This is a genomic window from Stenotrophomonas sp. SMYL41 (genome assembly GCF_036319965.1).
GTDB lineage: Bacteria > Pseudomonadota > Gammaproteobacteria > Xanthomonadales > Xanthomonadaceae > Stenotrophomonas > Stenotrophomonas maltophilia_R.
Map to the genome: position 1 here is coordinate 1 of NZ_JAWIRX010000020.1, position 22,039 is coordinate 22,039.

Annotated in this window: 17 protein-coding genes and 1 other RNA gene; 9 read left to right on the plus strand and 9 right to left on the minus strand. The window is 66.9% G+C overall.

All coding sequences use genetic code 11. The annotated features are described in order from the left end of the window. Positions 1–172: 172 nt before the first annotated feature. The 3 genes from ribH to thiL all read left to right on the plus strand — a co-directional run bounded on the left by ribH (position 173) and on the right by thiL (position 2,199). Entirely contained in the window at positions 173–640 is a 468-nt protein-coding gene (gene ribH, locus V3B30_RS19025; RefSeq protein ID WP_100471269.1) for a 6,7-dimethyl-8-ribityllumazine synthase, read from the plus strand. Then, a complete protein-coding gene (nusB, locus tag V3B30_RS19030) occupies positions 637–1,116 on the plus strand; it encodes a transcription antitermination factor NusB (protein ID WP_005408062.1) in 480 nt (159 codons plus the stop codon). Before ribH ends, nusB begins: the two co-directional genes overlap by 4 nt. A 120-nt stretch (positions 1,117–1,236) precedes the next feature. Further along, a complete protein-coding gene (gene thiL, locus V3B30_RS19035; RefSeq protein WP_262083105.1) occupies positions 1,237–2,199 on the plus strand; it encodes a thiamine-phosphate kinase in 963 nt (320 codons plus the stop codon). A 253-nt stretch (positions 2,200–2,452) separates the two neighbouring features. Here the strand turns inward: thiL and V3B30_RS19040 are convergent, their stop codons facing one another. Continuing rightward, positions 2,453–2,863, minus strand: coding sequence for a hypothetical protein (locus tag V3B30_RS19040; protein ID WP_100471271.1), 411 nt, complete (start codon positions 2,861–2,863; stop codon positions 2,453–2,455). Between the two features lie 495 nt (positions 2,864–3,358). Beyond that, positions 3,359–5,245: an autotransporter outer membrane beta-barrel domain-containing protein gene (locus V3B30_RS19045; RefSeq protein WP_329809765.1), complete on the minus strand. Its 1,887-nt coding sequence runs from the start codon at positions 5,243–5,245 to the stop codon at positions 3,359–3,361. Between the two features lie 162 nt (positions 5,246–5,407). Between V3B30_RS19045 and V3B30_RS19050 the strand changes: the two genes are divergently transcribed. Beyond that, complete coding sequence (locus V3B30_RS19050; protein ID WP_262083450.1) at positions 5,408–5,665, plus strand: hypothetical protein; 258 nt, start codon at positions 5,408–5,410, stop codon at positions 5,663–5,665. A 293-nt stretch (positions 5,666–5,958) separates the two neighbouring features. On the opposite strand, the gene V3B30_RS19055 is transcribed toward V3B30_RS19050, so the two are convergent. Further along, positions 5,959–8,370 (minus strand): autotransporter outer membrane beta-barrel domain-containing protein, encoded by a 2,412-nt coding sequence (locus V3B30_RS19055; protein WP_329809766.1) that lies wholly within the window; start codon positions 8,368–8,370, stop codon positions 5,959–5,961. 330 nt (positions 8,371–8,700) lie between these two features. Here V3B30_RS19055 and V3B30_RS19060 point away from each other — a divergent pair, with 330 nt between their 5' ends. Next, positions 8,701–11,940, plus strand: a complete 3,240-nt coding sequence (locus tag V3B30_RS19060) for an autotransporter outer membrane beta-barrel domain-containing protein (protein ID WP_262083343.1) — start codon at positions 8,701–8,703, stop codon at positions 11,938–11,940. Positions 11,941–12,104: 164 nt separating this feature from the next. Further along, complete coding sequence (locus V3B30_RS19065; protein ID WP_315973624.1) at positions 12,105–14,126, plus strand: acyltransferase family protein; 2,022 nt, start codon at positions 12,105–12,107, stop codon at positions 14,124–14,126. 23 nt (positions 14,127–14,149) lie between these two features. Here V3B30_RS19065 and V3B30_RS19070 read toward each other — a convergent pair whose 3' ends face one another. From V3B30_RS19070 to V3B30_RS19085, 4 genes are read right to left on the minus strand one after another with little or no spacing between them, the layout of a single operon-like run. Further along, on the minus strand, positions 14,150–15,535 hold the full coding sequence (locus tag V3B30_RS19070) for an FAD-linked oxidase C-terminal domain-containing protein (RefSeq protein ID WP_262083341.1): 1,386 nt from the start codon (positions 15,533–15,535) through the stop codon (positions 14,150–14,152). Then, positions 15,532–16,140, minus strand: a complete 609-nt coding sequence (locus tag V3B30_RS19075; RefSeq protein ID WP_100471278.1) for a metal-dependent hydrolase — start codon at positions 16,138–16,140, stop codon at positions 15,532–15,534. Before V3B30_RS19075 ends, V3B30_RS19070 begins: the two co-directional genes overlap by 4 nt. A gap of 40 nt (positions 16,141–16,180) precedes the next feature. Further along, on the minus strand, positions 16,181–16,549 hold the full coding sequence (locus tag V3B30_RS19080; RefSeq protein ID WP_262083340.1) for a YraN family protein: 369 nt from the start codon (positions 16,547–16,549) through the stop codon (positions 16,181–16,183). Next, positions 16,539–18,260 (minus strand): penicillin-binding protein activator, encoded by a 1,722-nt coding sequence (locus V3B30_RS19085; protein WP_262083339.1) that lies wholly within the window; start codon positions 18,258–18,260, stop codon positions 16,539–16,541. The genes V3B30_RS19080 and V3B30_RS19085 overlap by 11 nt, the downstream gene beginning before the upstream one ends. A gap of 81 nt (positions 18,261–18,341) precedes the next feature. Here V3B30_RS19085 and rsmI point away from each other — a divergent pair, with 81 nt between their 5' ends. Then, positions 18,342–19,160, plus strand: coding sequence for a 16S rRNA (cytidine(1402)-2'-O)-methyltransferase (rsmI, locus tag V3B30_RS19090; protein ID WP_262083338.1), 819 nt, complete (start codon positions 18,342–18,344; stop codon positions 19,158–19,160). Between the two features lie 155 nt (positions 19,161–19,315). Then, an RNA gene (gene rnpB, locus V3B30_RS19095) (RNase P RNA component class A) lies at positions 19,316–19,667 on the plus strand. A gap of 88 nt (positions 19,668–19,755) precedes the next feature. Here rnpB and V3B30_RS19100 read toward each other — a convergent pair. Together V3B30_RS19100 and V3B30_RS19105 are read right to left on the minus strand one after the other, a co-directional pair. Continuing rightward, positions 19,756–20,235: a DM13 domain-containing protein gene (locus V3B30_RS19100; protein ID WP_100471282.1), complete on the minus strand. Its 480-nt coding sequence runs from the start codon at positions 20,233–20,235 to the stop codon at positions 19,756–19,758. Positions 20,236–20,482: 247 nt separating this feature from the next. Beyond that, complete coding sequence (locus V3B30_RS19105; RefSeq protein ID WP_100471283.1) at positions 20,483–21,259, minus strand: NRDE family protein; 777 nt, start codon at positions 21,257–21,259, stop codon at positions 20,483–20,485. 324 nt (positions 21,260–21,583) lie between these two features. Here V3B30_RS19105 and mraZ point away from each other — a divergent pair, with 324 nt between their 5' ends. Continuing rightward, positions 21,584–22,030, plus strand: a complete 447-nt coding sequence (mraZ, locus tag V3B30_RS19110; RefSeq protein ID WP_004143635.1) for a division/cell wall cluster transcriptional repressor MraZ — start codon at positions 21,584–21,586, stop codon at positions 22,028–22,030. The last annotated feature ends 9 nt before the right edge of the window (positions 22,031–22,039 follow it).

Consider the following 22,039-nt stretch of genomic DNA (forward strand, 5'->3'; position numbering starts at 1 on the left):
GGTGACCTTGTCTGGGGGTGTGCCGCCCCGCGGCCGGCACTACCGGTGGGTGCCGACCCCATGCCACCGGTGGGTGCCGACCGTTGGTCGGCACAGCCCTGGGCCCCCGCCAGCCACGGCTGGGGCCCATCCACGCTAGAATTACCCCCTTATCGAGTCCCCCAAGCCGCATATGAGCCACTTCGAAGGCGATCTTCGCACTCCCGAATCGGCGCGCTTCGCCATCCTGGCCAGCCGCTGGAACGCCCGCATCACCGACGCGCTGGTCGCAGGCGCCCGCCTGAGCCTGGCCGGCAACGGCATCACCGAAGCCAACATCGACGTGATCCGCGTGCCGGGTGCCTGGGAACTGCCGCTGGTGGCCGCACGCCTGGCCGCCGCCCATGAACACGCCGCCATCCTCACCCTGGGCTGCGTGATCCGTGGCGATACCCGCCACTACGAACACGTGGCCGACCGCTGCGCCGAAGGCCTGATGCGCGTGCAGCTGGATTTCGGCGTGCCGGTGCTGAACGGCGTGCTGGCGGTCGAACGCGCCGAGGATGCCGAGGCACGTGCCGGCGGCAGCCACGGCAACAAGGGCGAGGAAGTCGCACTCGCCGCATTGGAAATGGTCAATCTTCTGGAGCAGCTGCCATGAACAAGAACACCCAGGGCAAGCCCTCCGGTAAACCCGTCCGCCGCGATGGCGTCGACCCGGTGCTGCGCTCGCGCGCCCGCCGTCGTGCCGTGCAGGCCATCTACGCCTGGCAGATTTCCGGCGGCAACGCCCAGTCGCTGATCGCCCAGTTCGCCCACGAGCAGGCCCGTGAAATCGCCGACCTGGCGTACTTCGAGGCGCTGCTGCACGGCGTGCTCGACAACCGCCGCGACATCGACGAAGCGCTCGGCCCGTACCTGGACCGTGGCATCGAGGAAGTGGACGCGATCGAACGCGCGGTGCTGCGCCTGGCCGCTTACGAACTGCGCTACCGCCTGGACGTGCCGTACCGCGTGGTGATCAACGAAGCCATCGAATCGGCCAAGCGCTTCGGTTCCGAACATGGCCACACCTACGTCAACGGCGTGCTGGATCGTGCCGCCGTGGAATGGCGCAAGGTCGAATCGGGTCACTGACCCACCTGTGGTGGTGCCGGCCGGTGGCCGGCAGCTGCAGGGATCCTGAGGTTGCCGGCCAGCGGCCGGCACTACCGCCCACCGCGCCCTGCGCGGCACGTACAACAGCGGGAACGCCCCATGTCCCTGGCCGAATTCGCCCTCATCGACCGCATCCGCGCCCGCACCCTCGAGCGCGACGACATCCTGCTCGGCATCGGTGACGACGCCGCGCTGCTGCAGCCGCGTGCCAACGAACAACTGGTGGTCACCGCCGACACGCTCAACAGCGGCGTGCACTTCCCGGTGGAAACACCGGCCTTCGACATCGGCTGGAAGACCCTGGCAGTCAACCTCTCCGATCTGGCGGCGATGGGCGCGCGCCCGGCGTGGTGCACGCTGGCACTGTCATTGCCGGAGGCCTCTGAAGACTGGATCGAGGCCTTCGCCGATGGCTTCTTTGCCTTGGCCGACCAGCACGACATCGCGCTGATCGGTGGCGACACCACGCGTGGCCCGCTGTCGCTGTCGGTGACCGCGATGGGCCAGGTCGGGCGCGGCCAGGCCCTGCGCCGCGACCGCGCACAGGCAGGCGATGACATCTGGGTGAGCGGCACGCTCGGCGATGCCGCCGGTGCGCTGCGCCTGTGGCAGCAGGGGGCGCTGAGCGTAACCACCGCCACGCTGCTGGCCGACTACGAAGGCCTGCGCCTGCGTCTGCTGCGGCCGACGCCGCGCGTGACCCTGGGCCTGCGCCTGCGTGCCTTCGCGCATGCCGCGGTGGATGTGTCCGACGGCCTGCTGGCTGATCTGGGCCACATCGCCACGCGCAGCAACGTGGCCGCGCATGTGGATGCCGATTCGCTGCCGATCTCGCACGCGCTGCGCGAGCTGCTCGGCCGCGACGGTGCGCGTGACTGCGCATTGCGCGGTGGCGACGACTACGAGCTGTGCTTCACCGCCGCCGCCGACCAGCGCGACGCGCTGCACTACCTGGCCGAATCGCTGGACGTGCCGCTCACCCGCATCGGCCGCATCGCCGAAGGGCAGGGCGTGCACGTGGACGGCGAAGCCGCCGACGGCGGCTACCAGCACTTCGCGTAGCAGCAGCGGTACTGCCCTGCTGGGTCAACCTTCGGGGTGGGGGGGGGGGGCGGGGGGGGGGGGGGGGGCGGGGGGGCCCCCCGCCGGCCCCCGCGCGGGGCCGGTGGGGACAGATCCCTTTGCGGCGCAAAGGGATCTGACCCCCAGTGAAGCACCTCGGCGTTGCCCTGGTAGGTGCCAACCTTGGTTGGCACGAATGTGTCGACCAAGGTCGACACCTACCGAAGCGCACGCGCATCGGCATCGCCCGGCGTTACGCCGCGCGCAACTGCACGTCCACATACTCGGCCAGCCCACGGCAGGCCAGCAGCAGGCCCTCGCGCGCACCATCGCCCATCTGCTGGTCGATATCACCGTCCACACGCACGCGTTCGGTGGCGTGCAGCAGTTCCAGCAGGAAACTCAGCCCCGCATTGGCGCGGTCGATACGCGCCAATGCCAGGCGCTGCCCGGGTGTGTGGTTGTTGCCCGGCCACGGCTGGCCATCGGCCGCATCGCCCTGGCGGATGTACTGCAGGCAGGCCTGCAACGTGATGGCCCCGGCGCTGTTGCCGGCCTGCAGCGATACGAACGTGTCTTCCAGTGTGCGCGCCAGGTCATCCGGCAGGCGCGTGGCGGCGTCGCCCAGGGTGGCGAACAGGTGGGGGTAGGGGGAAGCGGTCATGGCGGCGTCCTTGTGCAAGCGGCAAGGCGCCACCCCGCTTAACAGCGAGGGTGGCGGACGGTGCGTGGTTCCAATACCGGTGGTTAATGTCGTCAAATGCCGGCGGGCACGAGGCCCCCACGCACCGCCCGCCATAGATGCACGGACAGATTGCCTGCCGACGCCACCCAACAAGGAAAGAGCGACGCCGGCAGGCAAGCGTAAACGACATTAATCAAACGGGATTGGAAGCCCGTGCCACCCGTTGTCGGTGGCGCCACATGATTTGCATGAAGCGCCAGTGCTGCCAATGAGAATTGTTGGAAACTTCGAAAGCCTTGGAATTTCGTGGCTGGCAGGCAGCAGATGGCAATGCCTGCCGAATGCGACATTCTCTGTAGTCGAGCCATGCTCGACCGTTGTCGGCCACGGTCGCAAGGAGCCAGTCGAGCATGGCTCGACGCTACAGAACGCAGAACGGCGCCGGATCTCTCCGGCGCCGTTCTTTCAACTACTTCACCACTTGTACGAGACGCTGAGGGTCGCGGTGGCTTCGCGGTACCCATGGTCACCGCGCATCACACCAAACCCACCCCAGGCACTCAGCCCGGAACGGAAGTCCACGCGCGCACCAGCATTCAATTCGTAGCGGTTGCGCGGCACGCTGGCCTTCAGCGCTTCATCGTCGAACGCCATGCCGTTGCTGGCACCATCGCGGTACCAGTTGGCCACCACATACGGGCTGACCGAGGCACCCGCTGCACTGCGGCCTTCGCCCTGCAGGCGCAGGCCCATGCGGCCGGACAGGCCGCTGTCGCCCAGGCTGCGCACCACCGTGCCATTGGTTTCCTGGTGGCGGTCGGTGTTGGCGTCGGTGTAGACCAGCTGCAGTTCCGGCTGCAGGCTCAGCGCGGTGCTGCCGATCTGGCCGATACCAATGCGGTAACCCGCTTCCAGCGACGACTGCCAGATGTCCGAGTCGTAGCGTTCCTCGGCCAGGCCTTCGCCCTGCACGCGGTTGCGGAACTGGCCGCGCTGCACGCTGGCATCCACGTACAGTGCATCGTTGCTCCAGTTGCCGTACACACCCAGCGCGCCGCCGTTGACCTTGCCGCGTGCGCTGTAGCCGGTCAGCTGCGAACGCGAGGTGGCATCGGACTTGGCCAGCGTACCCATCACGCCCACGCGGCCCTGGCCGTTGTCGAACACGCCCACGTCCGCACCCAGCTGCAGGCGCGAGCGGTCCACGCGCAGGTCCAGCTGGTCTTCCACCGCCGAGAGCTTGCTCTGCGTGGCATCCACACGGGCCCAACCACGCACGCCATCCACGGCGGAGATGCTGCCTTGGCGGTCGCGCCAGCCGTGGCGCAGCAGCTGGTCCATCGCGAACTGGTTGGCCAAGTAGGCGCCGGCTTCCGGGCGCAGCACCGGGGTGGGGTCGACCGGATCAACCGGGTCCACCGGATCGACCGGCTGGCACTCCGGTAGCGACGGATCGATCACGCACGGGTCCGGTGCACCGGCCAGTTCCGAGCGCAGGTACCAGCCGCCATTGGTCGCATCCTTGAACAGGAAGTACTCGTACTGCCCGCCCACCGCGCGACCCTGCAGGTCGAACTGTGCATTGGACGCACCGCCCACGCGGATCAGCTCGATGCCCTTGTCGGTCTTCGCACCGGCACCGCCAGCGTTGAGCACGCGCACGTTGGCCTGGCCGTTGGCATCGCCCTTGATGATCAGCTTGTCGGTAGCCGAGCTGTCGTCGCCCAGCTGCGTGTTGAACAGCAGGGTGCCACCAGCGCCGTCGAAGGTATCCACGGTGAGCGTGTTGAACGTGCTGCCATTGCCCAGTGCCACGGTGCCGGTAGCGCCCAGCGCCAGGTGGCCGACAGTGCTGTCGCCGGTCATCAGCCAGGTGCTGTCGCTGTCGATGCTGGCCGAGGTGACGTTGATGAAGCGGCCGTCGATCTGGGCCTTGTTGCGCAGGAAGACACTGACCTGTGCGGTGGGGGCGCTGGTGGGGTCGGAGGTAACGTTGCCGGCCAGCCGTGCGTTGTCCACATTGAAGTTGACGTCGGTGCGTGTGTTGGCCACGCCGTTGTCGCGGCCAACGAGCAGCAGGTTGCCGTCGCCGCCGAACAGCTGCGCACCATTGGCGACGGTGATGTCGTAAGTGTTGTCAACGGCCGCATTGACCCGGATCGCCGCCCCGCGCCCCGACTTCAGCGTGGAATCATCGATGTTCAGGCGGATGCGTTCGTCCGGGTTGGATGTGCCCCAGAGCACCGCGCCGAAGTTGGATGCCTGGATGTGCGAGCCGTTGACGATATCCATTTGACCGAACTGCATGCGCACGCCAATACCACTGGCGAGGTCGAGGCTGGGATTGGGGGCGTCTTCCACATAAACGGACGTCGCATCCAGGGTTGCGCGGGGACTTGCAGCGCCGATCCCTGTGGCTGCAGACGCGAGGTCAACGCCGACCGCAAGACGCTCGCTGGGTGCAAGCCCCGCCGTCGTCACTGCGATCGAGCTCTGCGCCAGAACTGCCTGAGTGGTTCCTCCATGCAAACCAATGCCACCGTGGACCTGCGTCCTCGCCAGGGCGAGATAGGCCGAGTCGTTCAGCGTGATCGCGCGTTGACTGGTTCCGCTTCGGGTCACAACGGCGTCCCAGATGTTCAGCTCGGAACTGTCATCTGCCACGATCTGAAGCGTCTGGCCACCGTCCACACCCAAGCGGGATCCATTGATCAGCGTCCAAGCCTCAACCGGGTCACCGGTTCGGACTTCGGCAACCTGGTTGTCCAGATCACCCGCTAGCGCGGGGCCGGCGGCAAGTGTGGTCAGAGTCAGCATCAAGCCGTGTACCAGCGGGTGCAGGCAGAGAATGGCGGTGCAGTGTCGGCTACGGTGCATTGTTTGTTTCTCTTTGAGGAAAATAGGATTGCGGTCCCATATACTCGTGCCACATCGCCACCGTCCTGGCTGATGAAGCGCTCGCCTCAGTTGCGCGAGTGTGCGGAAATGCAATGTGTGCTTGGCATCGAATAAGCAGCAACTTGCGGTGACGTGAGAACCGAAGCGGCGCCAGATGATATCCGGCGCTACCTCTTTCACCACTTGTACGCCACGCTGAGATTGGCAGTGGCTTCGCGGTACCCATGGTCACCGCGCATCACACCAAACCCACCCCACGCACTCAGCCCGGAACGGAAGTCCACGCGCGCACCGGCATTCAACTCATAACGGTTGCGCGGCACGCTGGCCTTCAGGGCTTCATCGTCAAACGCCATGCCGTTGCTGGCACCGTCGCGGTACCAGTTGGCCACCACATACGGGCTGACCGACGCACCGGCTGTACTGCGGCCTTCGCCCTGCAGGCGCAGGCCCATGCGGCCGGACAGGCCGCTGTCGCCCAGGCTGCGAACCACCGTGCCGTTGGTTTCCTGGTGGCGGTCGGTGTTGGCATCGATATAGACCAGCTGCAGCTCCGGCTGCAGGCTCAGCGCGGTGCTGCCGATCTGGCCGATACCAAAGCGATAGCCGGCTTCCAGCGAGCTCTGCCAGATGTCCGAGTCGTAGCGTTCCTCGGCCAGGCCTTCGCCCTGCACGCGGTTGCGGAACTGGCCGCGTTGTACGCTGGCATCCACATACAGCGCGTCGCTGCTCCAGTTGCCGTACACACCCAGCGCGCCGCCGTTGACCTTGCCGCGTGCGCTGTAGCCGGTCAGCTGCGAACGCGAGGTGGCATCGGACTTGGCCAGCGTACCCATCACACCCACGCGGCCCTGGCCGTTGTCGAACACGCCGATATCTGCACCCAGCTGCAGGCGCGAGCGATCCACGCGCAGGTCCAGCTGGTCTTCCACCGCCGACAGTTTGCTCTGCGTGGCATCCACACGGGCCCAACCACGCACGCCATCCACGGCGGAGATGCTGCCTTGGCGGTCGCGCCAGCCGTGGCGCAGCAGCTGGTCCATCGCGAACTGGTTGGCCAGGTAGGCGCCGGCCTCCGGGCGCAGTACCGGGGTGGGCTCGATCGGATCGATGGGATCAACCGGGTCCACCGGATCAATCGGCGTGCACTCCGGCAGCGTGGGATCCACCACGCACGGGTCCGGCGCACCGGCCAGTTCCGAGCGCAGGTACCAGCCGCCATTGGTCGCGTCCTTGAACAGGAAATACTCGTACTGCCCGCCCACCGCACGGCCCTGCAGGTCGAACTGTGCATTGGACGCACCGCCCACGCGGATCAGCTCGATGCCCTTGTCGGTCTTCGCACCGGCACCGCCAGCGTTGAGCACGCGCACGTTGGCGTGGCCGTTCGAATCGCCCTTGATGATCAGCTTGTCGGTAGCCGACGCGTCGTCGCCCAGCTGGGTGTTGAACAGCAGGGTGCCACCGGCGCCGGTGAAGCTATCGACGTTGAGGGTGTTGAAGGTGGTGCCATTGCCCAGCGCCACGGTGCCGGTGTTGCCCAGCGCCAGGTGGCCGACGTTGCTGTCGCCGGTCATCAGCCAGGTGCTGTCGCTGTCGATGCTGGCCGAGGTGACGTTGAGGAAGCGGCCATCGATCTGTGCCTTGTTGCGCAGGAAGACATTGACCTGTGCGGTGGGGGCGCTGGTGGGGTCGGAGGTAACGTTGCCGGCCAGCCGGGCGTTGTCCACATTGAAGTTGACGTCGGTGCGTGTATTCACCACGCCGTTATCGCGAGCGACCAGCAATAGGTTGCCGTCGCCGCCGGAAAGCTGCGCACCATTGGCGACGGTGATGTTGTAGGTGTTGTCCGACGCCGCATTGACCCGGATGGCGGCACCTCGGCCAGACGTGACCGTGGAGTTGTCGATGTTCAGACGCATGCGTTGATCCGGATTGACTTCACCCCAAAGCACCGCGCCGATGTTGGACGCATCCACGCGCGAGCCATTGACGATATCCATCTGGCCGAACTGCATGCGCACGCCAACACCATTGAACACATCGCGGATGGCAGCAGGCGCGTCCTCTACGTAGATGGTGGTGTTATCGATGGTTGCCCGTGGGCTCGCGGCGCCACTGCCCGTTGCCGGGGCAAGCAGATCGACGCCGATCGAAAGGGCTTCGCTTGGAGCGAGTCCTGCCGTAGTAATGGAGATCGAGCTTCGCGCCAGCACCGCTTGCGTGGTACCGCCAAGTAGTGCGATGCGACCGAGCACACGGCTCTGGTCCATGGCGAGGTAAGCAGAGTCCTCAAGCATGATCGCCGGACGACCGCTGACACTTTGGGTCACCACCGCGTTCATCAGGTTGAGCTCGGAGTCGTCGGCGGCAGCGATCTGAAACGTTGCGCCACCGTTGACGCCCAAGCGGGATCCATTGATCAGCGTCCAAGCCTCAACCGGGTCACCGGCTCGAACTTCGGCAACCTGGTTGTCCAGATCACCCGCCAGCGCGGGGCCGGCGGCAAGCGTGGCCAGGGCCAGCAGCAGCCCCCGTGCCAGCGGGCGCAGCGCGGGGGGCGTAATGGTGGAGAGGGAACGGCTCATAGGAATGGTCCTTTGCTGGGGAAATCGGTAGTAACGACATCGACCCTGCCTTGCTGGCCCCTGTTCAGCCTGGTGACGTATACGCCAGATTTCGGTGAAGACGGGGTGATCATGAGGGCTTCTGCGAAGTCGTGTGTCTCGATTGGCCTGCAGTTTCCGCCAGCGGCTCTGTCCGTCCCATGCAACTAGTTGCAAAGCTTGCTTGACCCTGCGCGTGGTTCATCCATCAGTTACGACTGCGACCGCAGGTCGCACCCTGTCTGCAAGAGATTCGATATCTGCCTGGACGCAGCACGTGGAGCATGTGCCGCAGTTATCAGGAGATACACCATGCATGCATCCCTTCCACCGCGCCGTGCACTGTCCATTGCGCTGTCCATGCTGCTCTTTCCGGCGCAGCCTGCGCTTGCGCAGCAGGTCGTTGCCGATGGTGATGACCAGATCCCAGCCGCAGGGGATTACACGACCACTGATCCGGTCGAGCCGGGCAACCCTGCGGGCTACGCCTTCCATGCACTCAACGGTGGCACGATCGTGCCTGCGGGCGAGGTGAATCTGCGCACCGAGGGCATGCGCGCCGCAGCTGTGCGCGTGGAGGGAGCCAGCAGCCTCGTTGCATTGACCGGTGGCAGCATCATCACCACCGGCTACGGTGCTGCCGGTGTTTCGATTGCAGGTGGCGGCGCCGCAACGTTGACCGGTACGCGTATTGAAACCGAGGGCCAGGCCAGTTTTGGTATCGGCATTGAAGGCGGAACGCTGGAGGCCAGCAATGTCAACATCATTACCCGCGGTGGGCTCGGGCACGGGGTGTCGGTGCGCGGCGGCGATGTGCAGCTTCGCGACAGCGTGGTCGAAACGCACAACCAGGCCAATGGCTTGTTCGTCAACGATGGCAGTGCACTGATCGAGCGGGTGCGCTTTGAACAGAACACCTCTGGCAGCGCGGTGACGCTGGAGTATGGCGGCAACGCGCGGGCGACCCTGCGCAATGTGCAGATCAATGGAACCGGTGCCGGTGCATCGGGCGTTTCCAGTGGCCTGGGCAGTCAGCTGCTGCTGGAGAATGTGGATGTCAACCTGACCCACGAGCGCGCAGGCGCGGGCCTGTATGTGGGTGGCGATGTTGAGTTCCGGGGCGGCCGTATCCACACGGCGGGTGCCAACGGAAGCGTCATCAGCTTCGCCACGGGTGGTGGTGGATCGCTGCTGCTGGATGGCGTGGTGATGGACGGAACCTGGGGCATCGGGCTTCGCAAAGGATCGTATCTGGACATGCGCAACAGCCAGCTCGAGGCCGAGAAGAGCGGTATCGATCTTGGTCTTGCGGATGGTGAGGCCAGGGTCGAGAACTCAAGCATCACCGTGCGCAATGGCGTGGGCGTGTCGGTGCAGGGGAACAGCAAGGCGACCGTGCACGCATCAGCGATCACTACCGGTGGCGACCACAATCCCGCCGTCGCCGTGTACCAGGGTGACGCCACACTGAGCGAGACCCGGCTGCATACCACGGGCATGAATGCCCATGCGCTGCATACTTTTGGAAACGACATCACCACGCCGGCCATCTCAGCTTGGAACGTCGATGTGCTGACCGAGGGTGAGAGTGCTTATGGTGCCACCGCGCGCAAAGGTGGCAGCGTCCACCTGGTGGACAGCGTCCTGCGCACGCGAGGGCAGAAAGCCCACGGTGTGCTGGCAGATGGACGGGGCGAGTTGACCCTGGCAAATAGTCACGTGATCACTGAAGGTGAAGGTGCCTGGGCAGCGGCGATCATTGACGGTGGCAGACTGCAGATAAACGGGGGAAGCCTGGTCAGCGAGAAGCATGGCGGGGTCTGGTTGCGCAGCAGTCGTGATCCGGGCCTGACCTTGTCCAACGGCGCGCTGGTTTCCGGCGGCAACGGCATCGCGCTCGCGTTGGATGCGGCGGTGGCCGGGCGTTTCGACGTGCTGCTGGAGGGGCGCTCGCAGATCGTCGGCGACATCGTCATCACTCCGGAGGACGAGGATGCGGGGCTGGTGCCACAGTCGGACGTGCATGTGCGGCTGGCGGATGGTTCGCTCTGGCAGGGGTCGTCAGCTCTGGTGCAGACGATGGCCATTGAAGGCGGCAGCCAATGGACGCTGACCGGTGACGCCACGGTGGGCGAGCTGCAGGTACTCAACAGCGGCGTGGCGCTGTCAGACGGCAGTGGTCGCTTCAACACGCTCACCGTGGACGGTGATCTGCACAGCGAGGGGGCGACGTTCCTGTTCCAGGGCGCACTGGGTGGCGATGACAGCGCCGTTGATCGCCTGCACGTACGCGGTGATACCTCCGGTGATGCGCTGGTGGCAGTGAAGAACATCGGTGGCGTGGGCGCACCGACGGTGGATGGCATCCCGCTGATCGAAGTTGAAGGTGCATCGCTGGCGAGCTACGCGCTGAGCGGACGCGCGGTGGGAGGATCGTACGAGTACTTCCTGTTCCAGGGCGGGTTGGCCGATCCCGCCGATGGCAACTGGTATCTGCGTTCGCAGTGGTTCGACGTCTGCAAGGATGATCCGGCAGCGCCGGGATGCGCGGTCGACCCGGGCCCGGGCCCAGACCCGGGCGAAGGCGGTGAAGGTGGTCCGCTTGATCCGGGGAATCCGGTCACGCCGCCGCCGGTGCTGCGCCCGGAAGCGGGTGCGTACCTGGCCAACCAGTCGGCGGCCATCAACATGTTCTCCCATCGTCTGAACGATCGAGGCAGGGCGGCAATGCCGGGTGGCGAGCGCCAAGCCTGGGCGCGTGTGGGCCGCAGCAATGCCGACTTCAATGCTGTGGGTGGCCAGTTGTCGATCGATGGCAATACCTCGGTGTTGCAGATCGGCAGCGACCTGTTCCGCCGCGGCAATGCTGCGTTCGGCGTGATGCTCGGCAGTGGCCGCACTGATAGCAGCGCGGTGTCTGGGCTGACCGGTTACAGCGCCAAGGGGCGGGTGCGTGGTAGCGCCGTGGGCGCGTACGGCACCTGGCTGCAGGACGCCGGGGGGCTCACGGGTGCCTACGTGGATGGCAGCGTGCAGTACGGCCGTTTCGACAACCGCGTGCAGGGCATCGGCTTGGAGCCGGAGCACTACGACTCGCGCATGGCCAGCGCGTCGCTGGAGACCGGCTATACCTTCAACGCGTGGCAGGGCACCGCCAGCGTGTTGTACGTGCAGCCGCAGCTGCAGCTGAGCTACGTCAACTTCAGCGCCGATCGTCATGTGGAAGCCAACGGTACGGTGATCGACCATGCCGATGCCGGTGGCCTGAGCGGTCGTGCGGGCGTGCGTGTGTTTGGGCATGGCACTGCAGCGGGCAACACCGTGCAGCCTTACCTTGGCGTGAACTGGCTGCGTGCCAGCGGCACCAGCACGTTGCAGTTCAACGGTGACACGCTGGGTGCGGACGTACCGCGCAACCGCTATGAAGTGCTGGCCGGTGCCGAGGTAAAGCTGGGCCAGCGCTGTAGTGCGTGGGGCGGCATGAGCGTGCAGCGCGGTGACCACGGCTACCGCAACGTGGGTGGCCAGCTGGGCCTGCGCATGGCCTGGTAAGCGGACGTGCAGCGGGGTCGGATCCCATTGCCACGGCAATGGGCTCTGACCCCAGCCGCCCGGCACGCAGGCTTCTGTAGAGTCGAGCATGGCTCGGCACTACAACCGCGTTGAGCGGGGACTGGACCTGAACGATGTCCATGTCTGTCGCGATTGTCCATTGAATGACTGCGCCAACGCTGGCGATGCTGCCGGATTGCCTGCTGCCGGTCGCTTGCATGTCCCCTCCCGAACGTTCCCACAACGCCGCCATCGACGGCCTGCGCGCACTGGCGGTGCTGGCCGTCGTCCTCTTCCACACCAACGCGGCGTGGCTGCCTGGTGGCTTCACCGGCGTCGACCTGTTCTTCGTGGTGTCCGGCTTCGTGATCAGCCAGTCGCTGGCCTCGCGCACCCATGCGTCGCTGGGCGCGCTGCTGCTCGACTTCTATCGCCGCCGCGTGCTGCGCCTGTTGCCGGCATTGCTGGTGATGTTGATGGCCACCTTCGTGCTGTCGGCGCTGTTCATTCCCCGCGCGTGGCGCAACGAGCAGTTCGACCAGACCGGCTGGGCCGCGCTGGTCGGCTTCAGCAACATCGTGCTGGCCGGCCAGCAGGACGACTACTTCTCGCCCGGTGCGGAACTCAACCCGTTCCTGCACACGTGGACGCTGGGCGTGGAGGAACAGTTCTATCTGGTCTTCCCGCTGCTGTTCTTCGTCTGGCTGCGTGGGCGTGAGCGCTGGCCGTGGTCGCGTTGGCTGTTGCCGGTGCTCACCGTGCTGTCGCTGGCGTGGGCGGCCTGGCAGGCAAAGACGGCGCCGGCGGCGGCGTTCTATCTTTTGCCCGCTCGGTTCTGGGAGTTGGCTGCAGGCGCACTGCTGTACCAGTCGATGCGTACGCGCGTGCCCGCCCAGCGGGGGGACGCGGTTGCAGGTGCCGGCCTGGTGTTGCTGGTCGCAGGCGTGATGATCGCGCCCCAGCTGGCGATGCCGGTGCCGGGTGTACTGGCCACCGTGGCCGGCACGTTGATGCTGTTGGCGAGCGTGTCGTCGCCGGGTACATCGCGCGTCGGCCGCGCCTTGGGGTGCATGCCGTTGGCGTATCTCGGACGGCTGTCCTATTCGTTGTACCTGTGGCATTGGCCGCTGCTGGTGCTGCTGCGTTGGACCTACGGCCTGCACGGCGCTGCGCTGTGGCTGTATCCGGTACTGCTGTTGGCGGTATCCGCTGCGTCCTACCACTTCATCGAGCGTCCGCTGCGCAGTGCCGTACCTCTGCTGCGTTTGGCACCGGCCAAGGTGCTGGCCATGGCGTTGCCGGTGGTGGCGCTGTGCGGCGCTGGCGCCTGGGCCACGGTGGAGTACCACGAGCAGGTCTCGCTGAGCGTCACCCGCGACGGCTATGCGTGGCAGGCGCGTCGCTACCCCGCGTGGCGCCCGCTTGAGCCAGTGAGTGCACCGGCATTGGAGGGGCGGCGCCTGTTCGTGGTGGGCGATTCACACGCGGCGGCCTACCGCACCATGACCAGCATGGTCGCGCGGCAGACCGGCATGGAGGTGCACCAGCAGGATCGTGGCGGCTGCGGCTTCGTCAACCTGCTACGGGCCAGCCCGGCCGATTGCCAGGGCTTCATCGAAGAGGCGCTGTCGACCATCGAGAACGAGGCACGCCCCGGTGACATCGTGCTGCTGGCGGCACTGCGCATGCCGGAGCTGCGTGGCTTCGACTGGCAGCAGCAGGACGCACAGCAGATCTATCAACAACTACTGGCCGAGCGCACGCCGGCCCATGCGCAGGCGGCGGGCGATGAGGCCGATCGTGTTCTTGGGCGTTTGCAGAAGCTGGGTGTACACGTGGTGGTGGATGCACCGCTGCCGTTGTTCAAAGCCGGAGCCTATCGCTGCTCGGACTGGTTCAACCGCCGCAACCCCGCGTGTGCCGGTGGCCTGAGCATGCCGCGCACTGACCTGGACAGGCTGCGCGCGCCACAGATGGCATTGCTGGCCGAGCTGGCAGCGCGCTATCCCGCGTTGACGGTGTGGGACCCGTTGCCGCTACTGTGCGGGCCGCAGACCTGTTCGGCGGTGGAAGAGGGTGAACCGCTGTTCTTCGACAATGATCATCTGAGCGGGCACGGCAACCGCGTGCTGCTGCCAAGCTTCCGCCAGACCCTGATCGATATCGTGGGCGGCAAGCCCCTGTAGCGCCGGGCCATGCCCGGCGGTGGTTACGCCGACGGCAGCACTTTGCCCGGATTGAGGATGCCATCCGGGTCCAGTGCGGCCTTGATCGCGCGCATTGTCGCCAGCGTTTCCGCGGTGAACGCCTGCGCCATGAAATCGCGCTTGGCCAAGCCGATGCCGTGCTCGCCGGACAGCGTGCCACCCAGTGCCAGCGTCAGTTCGAAGATCTTCGGCAGCGCGGCATGCGCGCGTGCGTTCTCGTCGGCATCGTCGGGGTGATAGAGGATGTTGACGTGCAGGTTGCCGTTGCCGGCATGGCCGAAGGTGACGATGGTCAGCGTGTAGTCGCGTGCCAACGCCTGTACGCCGGCCACCAGTTCCGGAATGCGCGACACCGGCACCACCACGTCTTCGTTGATCTTGCCCGGCGCAACGCTGCGCAGCGCCGGCGACAGCGCCTTGCGCGCCGCCCACAACTGGTCACGTGCGCGACCTTCCATTGCGACGTCCAGTTCGATCATGCCGTCACCCTCGGCAGCGCTGGCCAGTGCCTGCAGCAGGTAGGGCAGGGTGTCGTGGTCACCATCGGCCTCGACCAGCAGCATCGCACCGGCCTCGGGCACGTCGGCACCGTTCAGCCGCAGCAGCTCCAGGCTGCGCGCGTCCATGAACTCCAGGCGGGTAGGCACCACCGGCTGCGACATCAATCGCGATACCGCCGCAGCGGCGGCATCGGCATCGCGGTACAGCACGCGCAGGCCGGCCTGGCTGACCGGCAACGGGGTCAGCTTCAGCGTGGCTTCCACGATCAGTGCCAGCGTTCCTTCGCTGCCCACCAGCAGATGCGTGAGGTCGTAGCCAGTGGCGTCCTTGGTGTAGGCACCGCCGCAGCGGATCACGTCGCCGGTGCCGGTCACCGCCACCAGGCCCAGTACGTTGTCGCGGCTGGTGCCGTACTTCACCGCGCGCGGGCCACCGGCATTGCAGGCGAGGTTGCCTCCGATGCTGCAGATCTCGGCGCTGGAAGGGTCCGGTGCCCAGAACAGGCCATGCGGCGCCAGTGTCTGCTGCAGGGTGCCGTTGAGCACACCCGGCTGCACGACCGCGCAACGGTCACCGGCGCGGAGCTCGACGATGCGGTCCATGCGGGTAAACGACAGCACGATGCTGCCCGGTTGTGGGACGGCGGCGCCGGTGGTGCCGGTACCGGCACCACGCGCGACCAGCGCGACGCCGTGTGCGCGGCAGGCACGCACCAGTGCCTGTACCTGTTCGATGTCGGCCGGCAGCGCTACGGCCGCCGGCCGCTGGTGGCGCCATGAGTTGTCCTGCGCGTTGGCCTCCAGCGCGCTGTCATCCATGCGCCAGCCCTCCGCGCCCAGCAGGGCGGACAGTTCGGCAACCAGGGAGGCGGGCAGGGCAGGACTCATGACGGATCTCGTGGGGCAGCAGGCGCGGGTTGGATCAGTTTCCAGGCGACGACGGCGGTAGCCAGCGGCAGCCACACCCAGCGCAGTTCAGAGAGCAGGGTGGCAACGCCGCGTGCGCTGAAGAACTGCGGCGCGAACGGTGAAACGCGGATGGGTCGCCACGGCGCGAAGAAGCGGTGTTCGCTCCACGGCCAGGCCAGGGCGACACCGAGGCCGCCGGAGGTCATCGCATCGAGCAGCGGATGGCTGGCGGCACAGACGAAGACGAACACCGCGGCTTGTACGGTCGATGCCACCGTTGGCCGCGCCCTGGTAGGTGCCAACCTTGGTTGGCTCAATGGCGCCGACCAAGGTCGGCCTCTACCAAGGCTCAGCAATAACGCCGCCAATACGGCCAGCGCGCAGGCAAACAGCAACGAATGGCTGGCACCGCGATGGCCGAAGGCATCGGCGTAGGGAATGTGCAGGGCAAAGGCCAGCACATCGGCATCGGGCAGCATCGCCGCGATCACGCCGGCCGCCAGCAGGCGCGGCGGGATGCGGCCACGGTCAGCGGCGCACCACAGCGCCAGCGGCACGGCGGCATGGGTGATGATCGAAGGCATCAGTCACGCACCGTGGTAGTGCCGTCCGCGCAGGCACACATCAGCAATCATCCAGCCGGAATGCGTCACGCAGCCACCGCAGCTGCGGCGGATCTCCGGTGGCATCGACCACATCGAAACGGCACGGCGCATTGGCCAGCGTGGGGTTGTCCTGCAGGAAGAGTTGGGCGGCATGGGCCAGGCGCCGGCATTTGCGCGCATCCACCGATGCGGCGCCGCCACCGAAATCGGAGCGTGCGCGATAGCGCACTTCCACGAACACCACGGTGCCGGCATCGTCCATCACCAGGTCCAGTTCACCGCCGCGATAGCGCACGTTGCGCGCGCGCGGCTGCAGTCCGGCCTGTTGCAGATGCTGCTCGGCGGCGGCTTCCACCGCCGAGCCACGTTGGCTGCGCTCAGCGACCACCGACGATCGGCATCGGCCGGCCGCCATTGAAGGTCGACCATGCCGGCTGGCGCAGGATGTTGCCGTTGCTGTCCAGGAACAGGGTGCCGGTGGCACCGTCCAGGCCGCCTTCGTTGGACAGCTTTTCCAGGTAGGCGGTGATCTTCCAGGCGTCGGCACCGAAGGCGAACAGGCGGCCGGCCGCACCGCGTGCGCTCGGCAGGGTGCTGGCCACCTGGCTGGCCGAGGGCAGGCCGGACACGCTGCGTACGTTCCAGGCTTCATTCGGGTAGACGATGCCGTCCAGGGCCACGTCTTCTTCGACCTTGCCGCTGCCGACGGTCAGCTGCGAGGTGCCGACGCGGGTGGCGCCACCGGCACCGGCCAGCGCCAGCTGCGGCGCCAGCAGGCGGGCCTGCGGCGCACGCACGGCAAGGAATACCGCATCGACCTGGCCGGCATTGCGCACCTGCGCGCCGACATCGCCAACGGCATCGCTGACGTTGAAGGTACCCACGACCTGGCCGCCGCGTTGTGCGAAGCGCTGCGCGAAGGCGGCGGCGGAACGGCGGCCAGTGTCGTCGTTGCTGCTGATCACCAGTGCGCGGCTGCGCTCGCGTCCACGCAGGTACTCGGCGGCGACGATGCCGTCGTCTTCCGGCGCCAGCGAGAAACCGGCGCTGCCGGCCGGCGGTGCGTCCTTGCCGCGGTTCAGGGCCAGCACCGGCACCTGCAGCTGCTGGCGGCCGTACACGGCGTCCACTTCGTCGCGGCCCAGCGGTCCCACCACGAAGTCGGCGCCGGAGGCGACGGCCTTGTCGTAGGCGGCGAGGGCACCGGCCGCGGTGCCGGCGGTGTCGAAGAAGTTGATGTCCGGGCGGCGGCGGCTTTCACCGTAATAGGCGCTCAGCAGGCCATCGCGCACCGGCTGTGCGGCGGTGGCCAGGCGGCCGCTGAGCGGCAGCAGCACGGCCAGCTTGGCCGGCGGCCGGTAGCCGTCACTCATCGCCGGCGGGCGCTTGCTGGTGTCGAACTGGGCCGCGCCATCGCGGTCGAACGGGCGCGGCAGCGGCAGGCCACGCGCGATCAGCGCACGACCGGCGAAGTTGTACAGCGGGTCGTTGGCCGGCAGCGCGGCGGCACGGCTGCGCAGGGTGGCGTCGTCGAGGGTGCCGAGCAGGCCGGCAATGGCGGCCTGGTTCTCGCTGCGTGCGCTGCCGGTCAGGCTGGCATGGGCGCGGGCGCGCTCGGTGGCGGCGCCGAAGGCATCGCCGGTGCCCTGCAGGGCCTGGGCGCGGGCCAGCAGCCAGCGGGTGCGCAGGCCGACCGCAACGCTGTCGGCATGATCCTTCAGCAGGGCCAGCGCCTGCGCCGGCTGCTTGTCGGCCAAGGCCAGCTCGGCACCGGTCAGCTGATAGCGCTGCAGGCTGGCGCCGGACAGCTGGCGTGCGGTGAGCTGGCCCAGCAGGCTGCGCGCGCGGGCACTGTCGCCGGCGAGGTGCCAGGCCCAGGCCGCGTCGGCCAGTGCGTTGCTGCGGGCGCCGCCGCGCAGGGTGGCGGCCAGGCCTTCCAGCTGCAGTGCGGCGTCGCGCGGCTTGCCCTGTTCGATCAGCGCCAGCGCCTGGCTCTGGGCCGGCGAATCGGGCGTGCTGGTCAGGCTGGTGGTGGCACAGCCGGCCAGCAGCATCAGCGACAACGACAGGGCGGAGATCCGTGCGGCGGGCTTGTTCATGATCGGGTCCATGCGATGAGGGCAGCGGCCTTGGCCGGGTACACGCTACGATTCTACCCTTGCCCCGTGAGTACCGCTGAAATGAGTGTCCCAACCCTGTACGTCGTCGCCACCCCGATCGGCAACCTGGCCGATCTGAGCCCGCGCGCGCAGGAGGTGCTGCGTTCGGTGGCGGCCATCTGTGCCGAGGACACCCGTCGCAGCGGCCAGCTGCTGTCCCATTTCGGCATCCAGCAGCCGCTGGTGGCCCTGCACGAACACAATGAAGAGGCCCTGGCGCAGCGCCTGGTTTCGCGCCTGCAGGCCGGCGAGTCGCTGGCACTGGTCAGCGATGCGGGCACCCCGCTGGTCAGCGATCCCGGTTTCCGCCTGGTGCGCGCCGCGCGTGCGGCGGGTATCAAGGTCAGCCCGGTTCCCGGCGCCTGCGCCGCCATCGCCGCACTGAGCGTGGCCGGCCTGCCCAGCGACCGTTTCAGTTTCGAGGGCTTCCTGCCGGCCAAGGCCAGCGGCCGCCGCGACCGGCTGCTGGCGCTGGCCGGCGAAGTGCGCACGATGGTGTTCTACGAATCCTCGCATCGCATTGCCGAATCGCTGGCCGACATGGCGGCGATCTTCGGTGGCGAGCGCCCGGCGGTGCTGGCCCGCGAGCTGACCAAGCTGTTCGAGACCGTGCTCGATGGCGACCTGGCCGGCTTGTTGGCCAGGGTCGAGGCCGACGACAACCAGCGCAAGGGCGAGTTCGTGGTGATGGTGCAGGGTGCTGGCGACGACGAGGAGGCGCAGCTGGTGCACGGCCGCCGTGTGTATGCCAAATTGAGCGAGCATCTGCCGCCGTCGACCGCCGCCAAGCTGGCCGCCGAGTTGACCGGCGCGCCGCGCAAGGCGTTGTACGGCAGTTGATGGATCGTGCGGACCAAGGTCCGCACCCACCAAAGCGGACTCCGCACCCACCAGAGCAGCGGAATCGGTAGATCCACGCCATGCGTGGATGGATGAACCGGACGCCGCGATCAGCACGGCAGGAAGGGCGTGCGTACGCTAGAATACGCGCTGGCGGAGCCGGCCAGACAGTCGCGTCATCCCTTCGGGGGTGCCGAGGAAAGTCCGGGCTCCATAGGGCAAGGTGCCAGGTAACGCCTGGGCGGCGCAAGCCGACGGAAAGTGCAACAGAAAGATACCGCCTACGTCTTCTTCGGAAGGCCGGTAAGGGTGAAATGGTGCGGTAAGAGCGCACCGCGAGTCTGGCAACAGACCGGCACGGCAAACCCCACCTGGAGCAAGACCAAATAGGGATCCTTTGGCGCGGCCCGCGTTGGATCCGGGTAGGTTGCTTGAGCGTTGCGGTGACGTAACGCCTAGAGGAATGACTGTCCACGACAGAACCCGGCTTATCGGCCGGCTCCGCCTCCTTCTTCTTCCACGCATGGCGTGGATCTACCGTGATTGCGGGGCCGCATTCCTTTCCGGAGGAAAGGAACCCGGCCCCATGCCCTGATCAGCCCGGCGTACGGTACTGCCCGGCGGAAATGAACTGCGAGAAGCGCTCGCACCACACCACCACCGTGGTGTAGTCGTCCACATCCACGTTCGCGGGCACCTCCACCAGGAAGCGATTGAAGGTCTTCACCTCGCCGATGCGCTGGGCCTGCGCCTTGATCTTCAGGAAGTCGGCCTTGTTGTCGACGAAACCGCGGGCCAGGTAGACCTTGTAGTCCGGGCCCGGACCCATCTTTCCGTCGAAGGCGACCTGGGTAGCGCTGACGCTGACCTTGCCTTCGGCCCAGTGCACCGCGTCGCTGCCTTTGAGATCGCGGCGGAAGGTGGTGCGGTAGGTGGCGTCTTTCATGGCGGCCTGCACTTGCGCGACCGGCGGGTCATCGGGGGCGATCAGGATGGGCAGGAGGTAAACGCCCAGGCCGAAGCCAAGGCCGAAGGTGAGCAGGTGGGTGGCGAGCAGGATCAGGATGCGGCGCATGGGGCCTCCGTGTAGTGGTGGTCGATCGCGCGGCGTGGTGCCGGGCGCGACCACCCTGGGAGGTCAGGGCCGACATTTATAGACACAGTGCCGAATGCGAAAAGGGCACAGTGGGCGGACCGCGATGCTGGAGCCCCTGCGGCGCGGGCGGATCACGGTCGCGGTTGGAACCTGAATGACGTTTCAGGCATGTTGCGATGACGAATGCCGCCGCGTGGATCGCGACAACGTGGCCGGCACTACGGGGTCAGAAAATGACGCGGCTCTGTCCGTTGGGTGCACCCTGCGGCCCGAAGCGGCGTTCGTGGATTTCGCCGTGGCCGTCGGCGTCGATCAGCAGCACGGTGCTGGCGCGTGTGCCGTAATCGTCGCCGCGGATGAAGGCCGGGCTGAGCCAGCGCTCGCGCTCCAGGCCGATGCCGGTGTCGGGCAGGTCGCTGTCGGCGGGGCGGTGTTCGTCGGCGAGGGCGTTCCAGAGCGGGGTCAGATCCCTTTCCCCTTGGGAAAGGGATCTGACCCCGTCTTCCTGCAGCCACGCCGACAGCGCGGCCATCAACCGCCGGGTCTTCGGCCACGGTGCGTCCAGCGCACCATTGGACATGCCGTGCACGCCCGGGCCGAGGGTCTGCCGCTCGGCGGGGTGGTTGCCCAGGTACTCCAGGCTGTCGCCATCGGCCAGCAGGAGATTGAACGGGGCATAGGCGCCGGCCACGGTCGCCAGTCGCTCGATATGCACGGCAGCCGGGTCGCGGCCGCGCAGGAAGTCGGCCACCAGCGCGCCCCGCGACGGGCCGGTCTGGGCAGCCAGCGGGTCGCGGACGTTGGTGACCACCGCCATCCGGCCCGAGGCGCCGACCCCGGCCCAGCCACCGCCGGAGCGCAGATCGCGTCCGCCGATGACGGAGGTCTCATCCTGCCAGGGGGCCAGCGCCGCCGTCGGGCGGGCGTGGAACTCATCACGGTTGCCGGTCATCACCAGCCGCCAGCGCGGATGGTGCATCCAGCCAAGAGCGAGCAGGCACATGGGCTCATTGTGCACGGTTTGCGCAGTCTGGCGCCGTTTCTGGCCCGTTCCGGATGAATGCGCGGCCGATGTTTCACGCCCCGTCCACGCCCCTGAACTTCCGTTCAATCTCAAAAATTGAGACGGATCAGCAACTTGTGGATAAGCCTTGAACAATTCTCTAAAGGTTGTTGCAAGCCATTGATGCGGCTGGCGATTTCCCTGCGGAAAAGTTGTTGACAACCCTTGGGCCGCTGCTAAGGTGGGCATCAGAGGGAAATCCGGGTGTTTTGTGGGTTTTCGTGGTTCAATGTTTCACCGGGCGAAGGACAAGGTGCAGGCGTCGTGTTCCAGGGCGAGACGGCCATCACAGTTGACGACAAAGGGCGCATGGCGGTTCCCACCGCTTATCGCGACCTCGTCGCGCGCGCCAGCAACAACCGTCTCGTGTTGACCTACAACCCGTTCGAAGCCGGCTGCCTGTGGCTGTACGCAGAGTCGGAATGGGAGCGGGTCCGCGACGATGTGATGTCCAAGCCCAACACCCAGCGCGTCGTGCGCCTGTTGCAGCAGAAGCTGGTCGGCTCGGCCGCCCATCTGGAGCTGGACGGCAACGGTCGCATCAGCATCCCCGCCAGCCACCGCGGTGCGGTGGGCATTGAAAAGAAGGCGGTATTGCTCGGTATGGGCGACAAGTTCGAATTGTGGAGCGAGCAGGCGCATCGGGCCCTGATCCAGCAGACGTTGTCTGACGAGGATCTGGGTGATGGGTTGCTCGACCTGAAGTTGTGAGCCGGGGTG

What these genes read in the sequence shown, in the direction of transcription:
- ribH (WP_100471269.1), top strand. Translation starts at nt 173, where the DNA reads ATGAGCCACTTCGAAGGCGATCTTCGCACTCCCGAATCGGCGCGCTTC.
- nusB (WP_005408062.1), top strand. Translation starts at nt 637, where the DNA reads ATGAACAAGAACACCCAGGGCAAGCCCTCCGGTAAACCCGTCCGCCGC.
- thiL (WP_262083105.1), top strand. Translation starts at nt 1,237, where the DNA reads ATGTCCCTGGCCGAATTCGCCCTCATCGACCGCATCCGCGCCCGCACC.
- V3B30_RS19040 (WP_100471271.1), bottom strand. Translation starts at nt 2,863, where the DNA reads ATGACCGCTTCCCCCTACCCCCACCTGTTCGCCACCCTGGGCGACGCC.
- V3B30_RS19050 (WP_262083450.1), top strand. Translation starts at nt 5,408, where the DNA reads ATGCAAACCAATGCCACCGTGGACCTGCGTCCTCGCCAGGGCGAGATA.
- V3B30_RS19055 (WP_329809766.1), bottom strand. Translation starts at nt 8,370, where the DNA reads ATGAGCCGTTCCCTCTCCACCATTACGCCCCCCGCGCTGCGCCCGCTG.
- V3B30_RS19060 (WP_262083343.1), top strand. Translation starts at nt 8,701, where the DNA reads ATGCATGCATCCCTTCCACCGCGCCGTGCACTGTCCATTGCGCTGTCC.
- V3B30_RS19065 (WP_315973624.1), top strand. Translation starts at nt 12,105, where the DNA reads ATGACTGCGCCAACGCTGGCGATGCTGCCGGATTGCCTGCTGCCGGTC.
- V3B30_RS19070 (WP_262083341.1), bottom strand. Translation starts at nt 15,535, where the DNA reads ATGAGTCCTGCCCTGCCCGCCTCCCTGGTTGCCGAACTGTCCGCCCTG.
- V3B30_RS19075 (WP_100471278.1), bottom strand. Translation starts at nt 16,140, where the DNA reads ATGCCTTCGATCATCACCCATGCCGCCGTGCCGCTGGCGCTGTGGTGC.
- V3B30_RS19085 (WP_262083339.1), bottom strand. Translation starts at nt 18,260, where the DNA reads ATGAACAAGCCCGCCGCACGGATCTCCGCCCTGTCGTTGTCGCTGATG.
- rsmI (WP_262083338.1), top strand. Translation starts at nt 18,342, where the DNA reads ATGAGTGTCCCAACCCTGTACGTCGTCGCCACCCCGATCGGCAACCTG.
- V3B30_RS19100 (WP_100471282.1), bottom strand. Translation starts at nt 20,235, where the DNA reads ATGCGCCGCATCCTGATCCTGCTCGCCACCCACCTGCTCACCTTCGGC.
- V3B30_RS19105 (WP_100471283.1), bottom strand. Translation starts at nt 21,259, where the DNA reads ATGTGCCTGCTCGCTCTTGGCTGGATGCACCATCCGCGCTGGCGGCTG.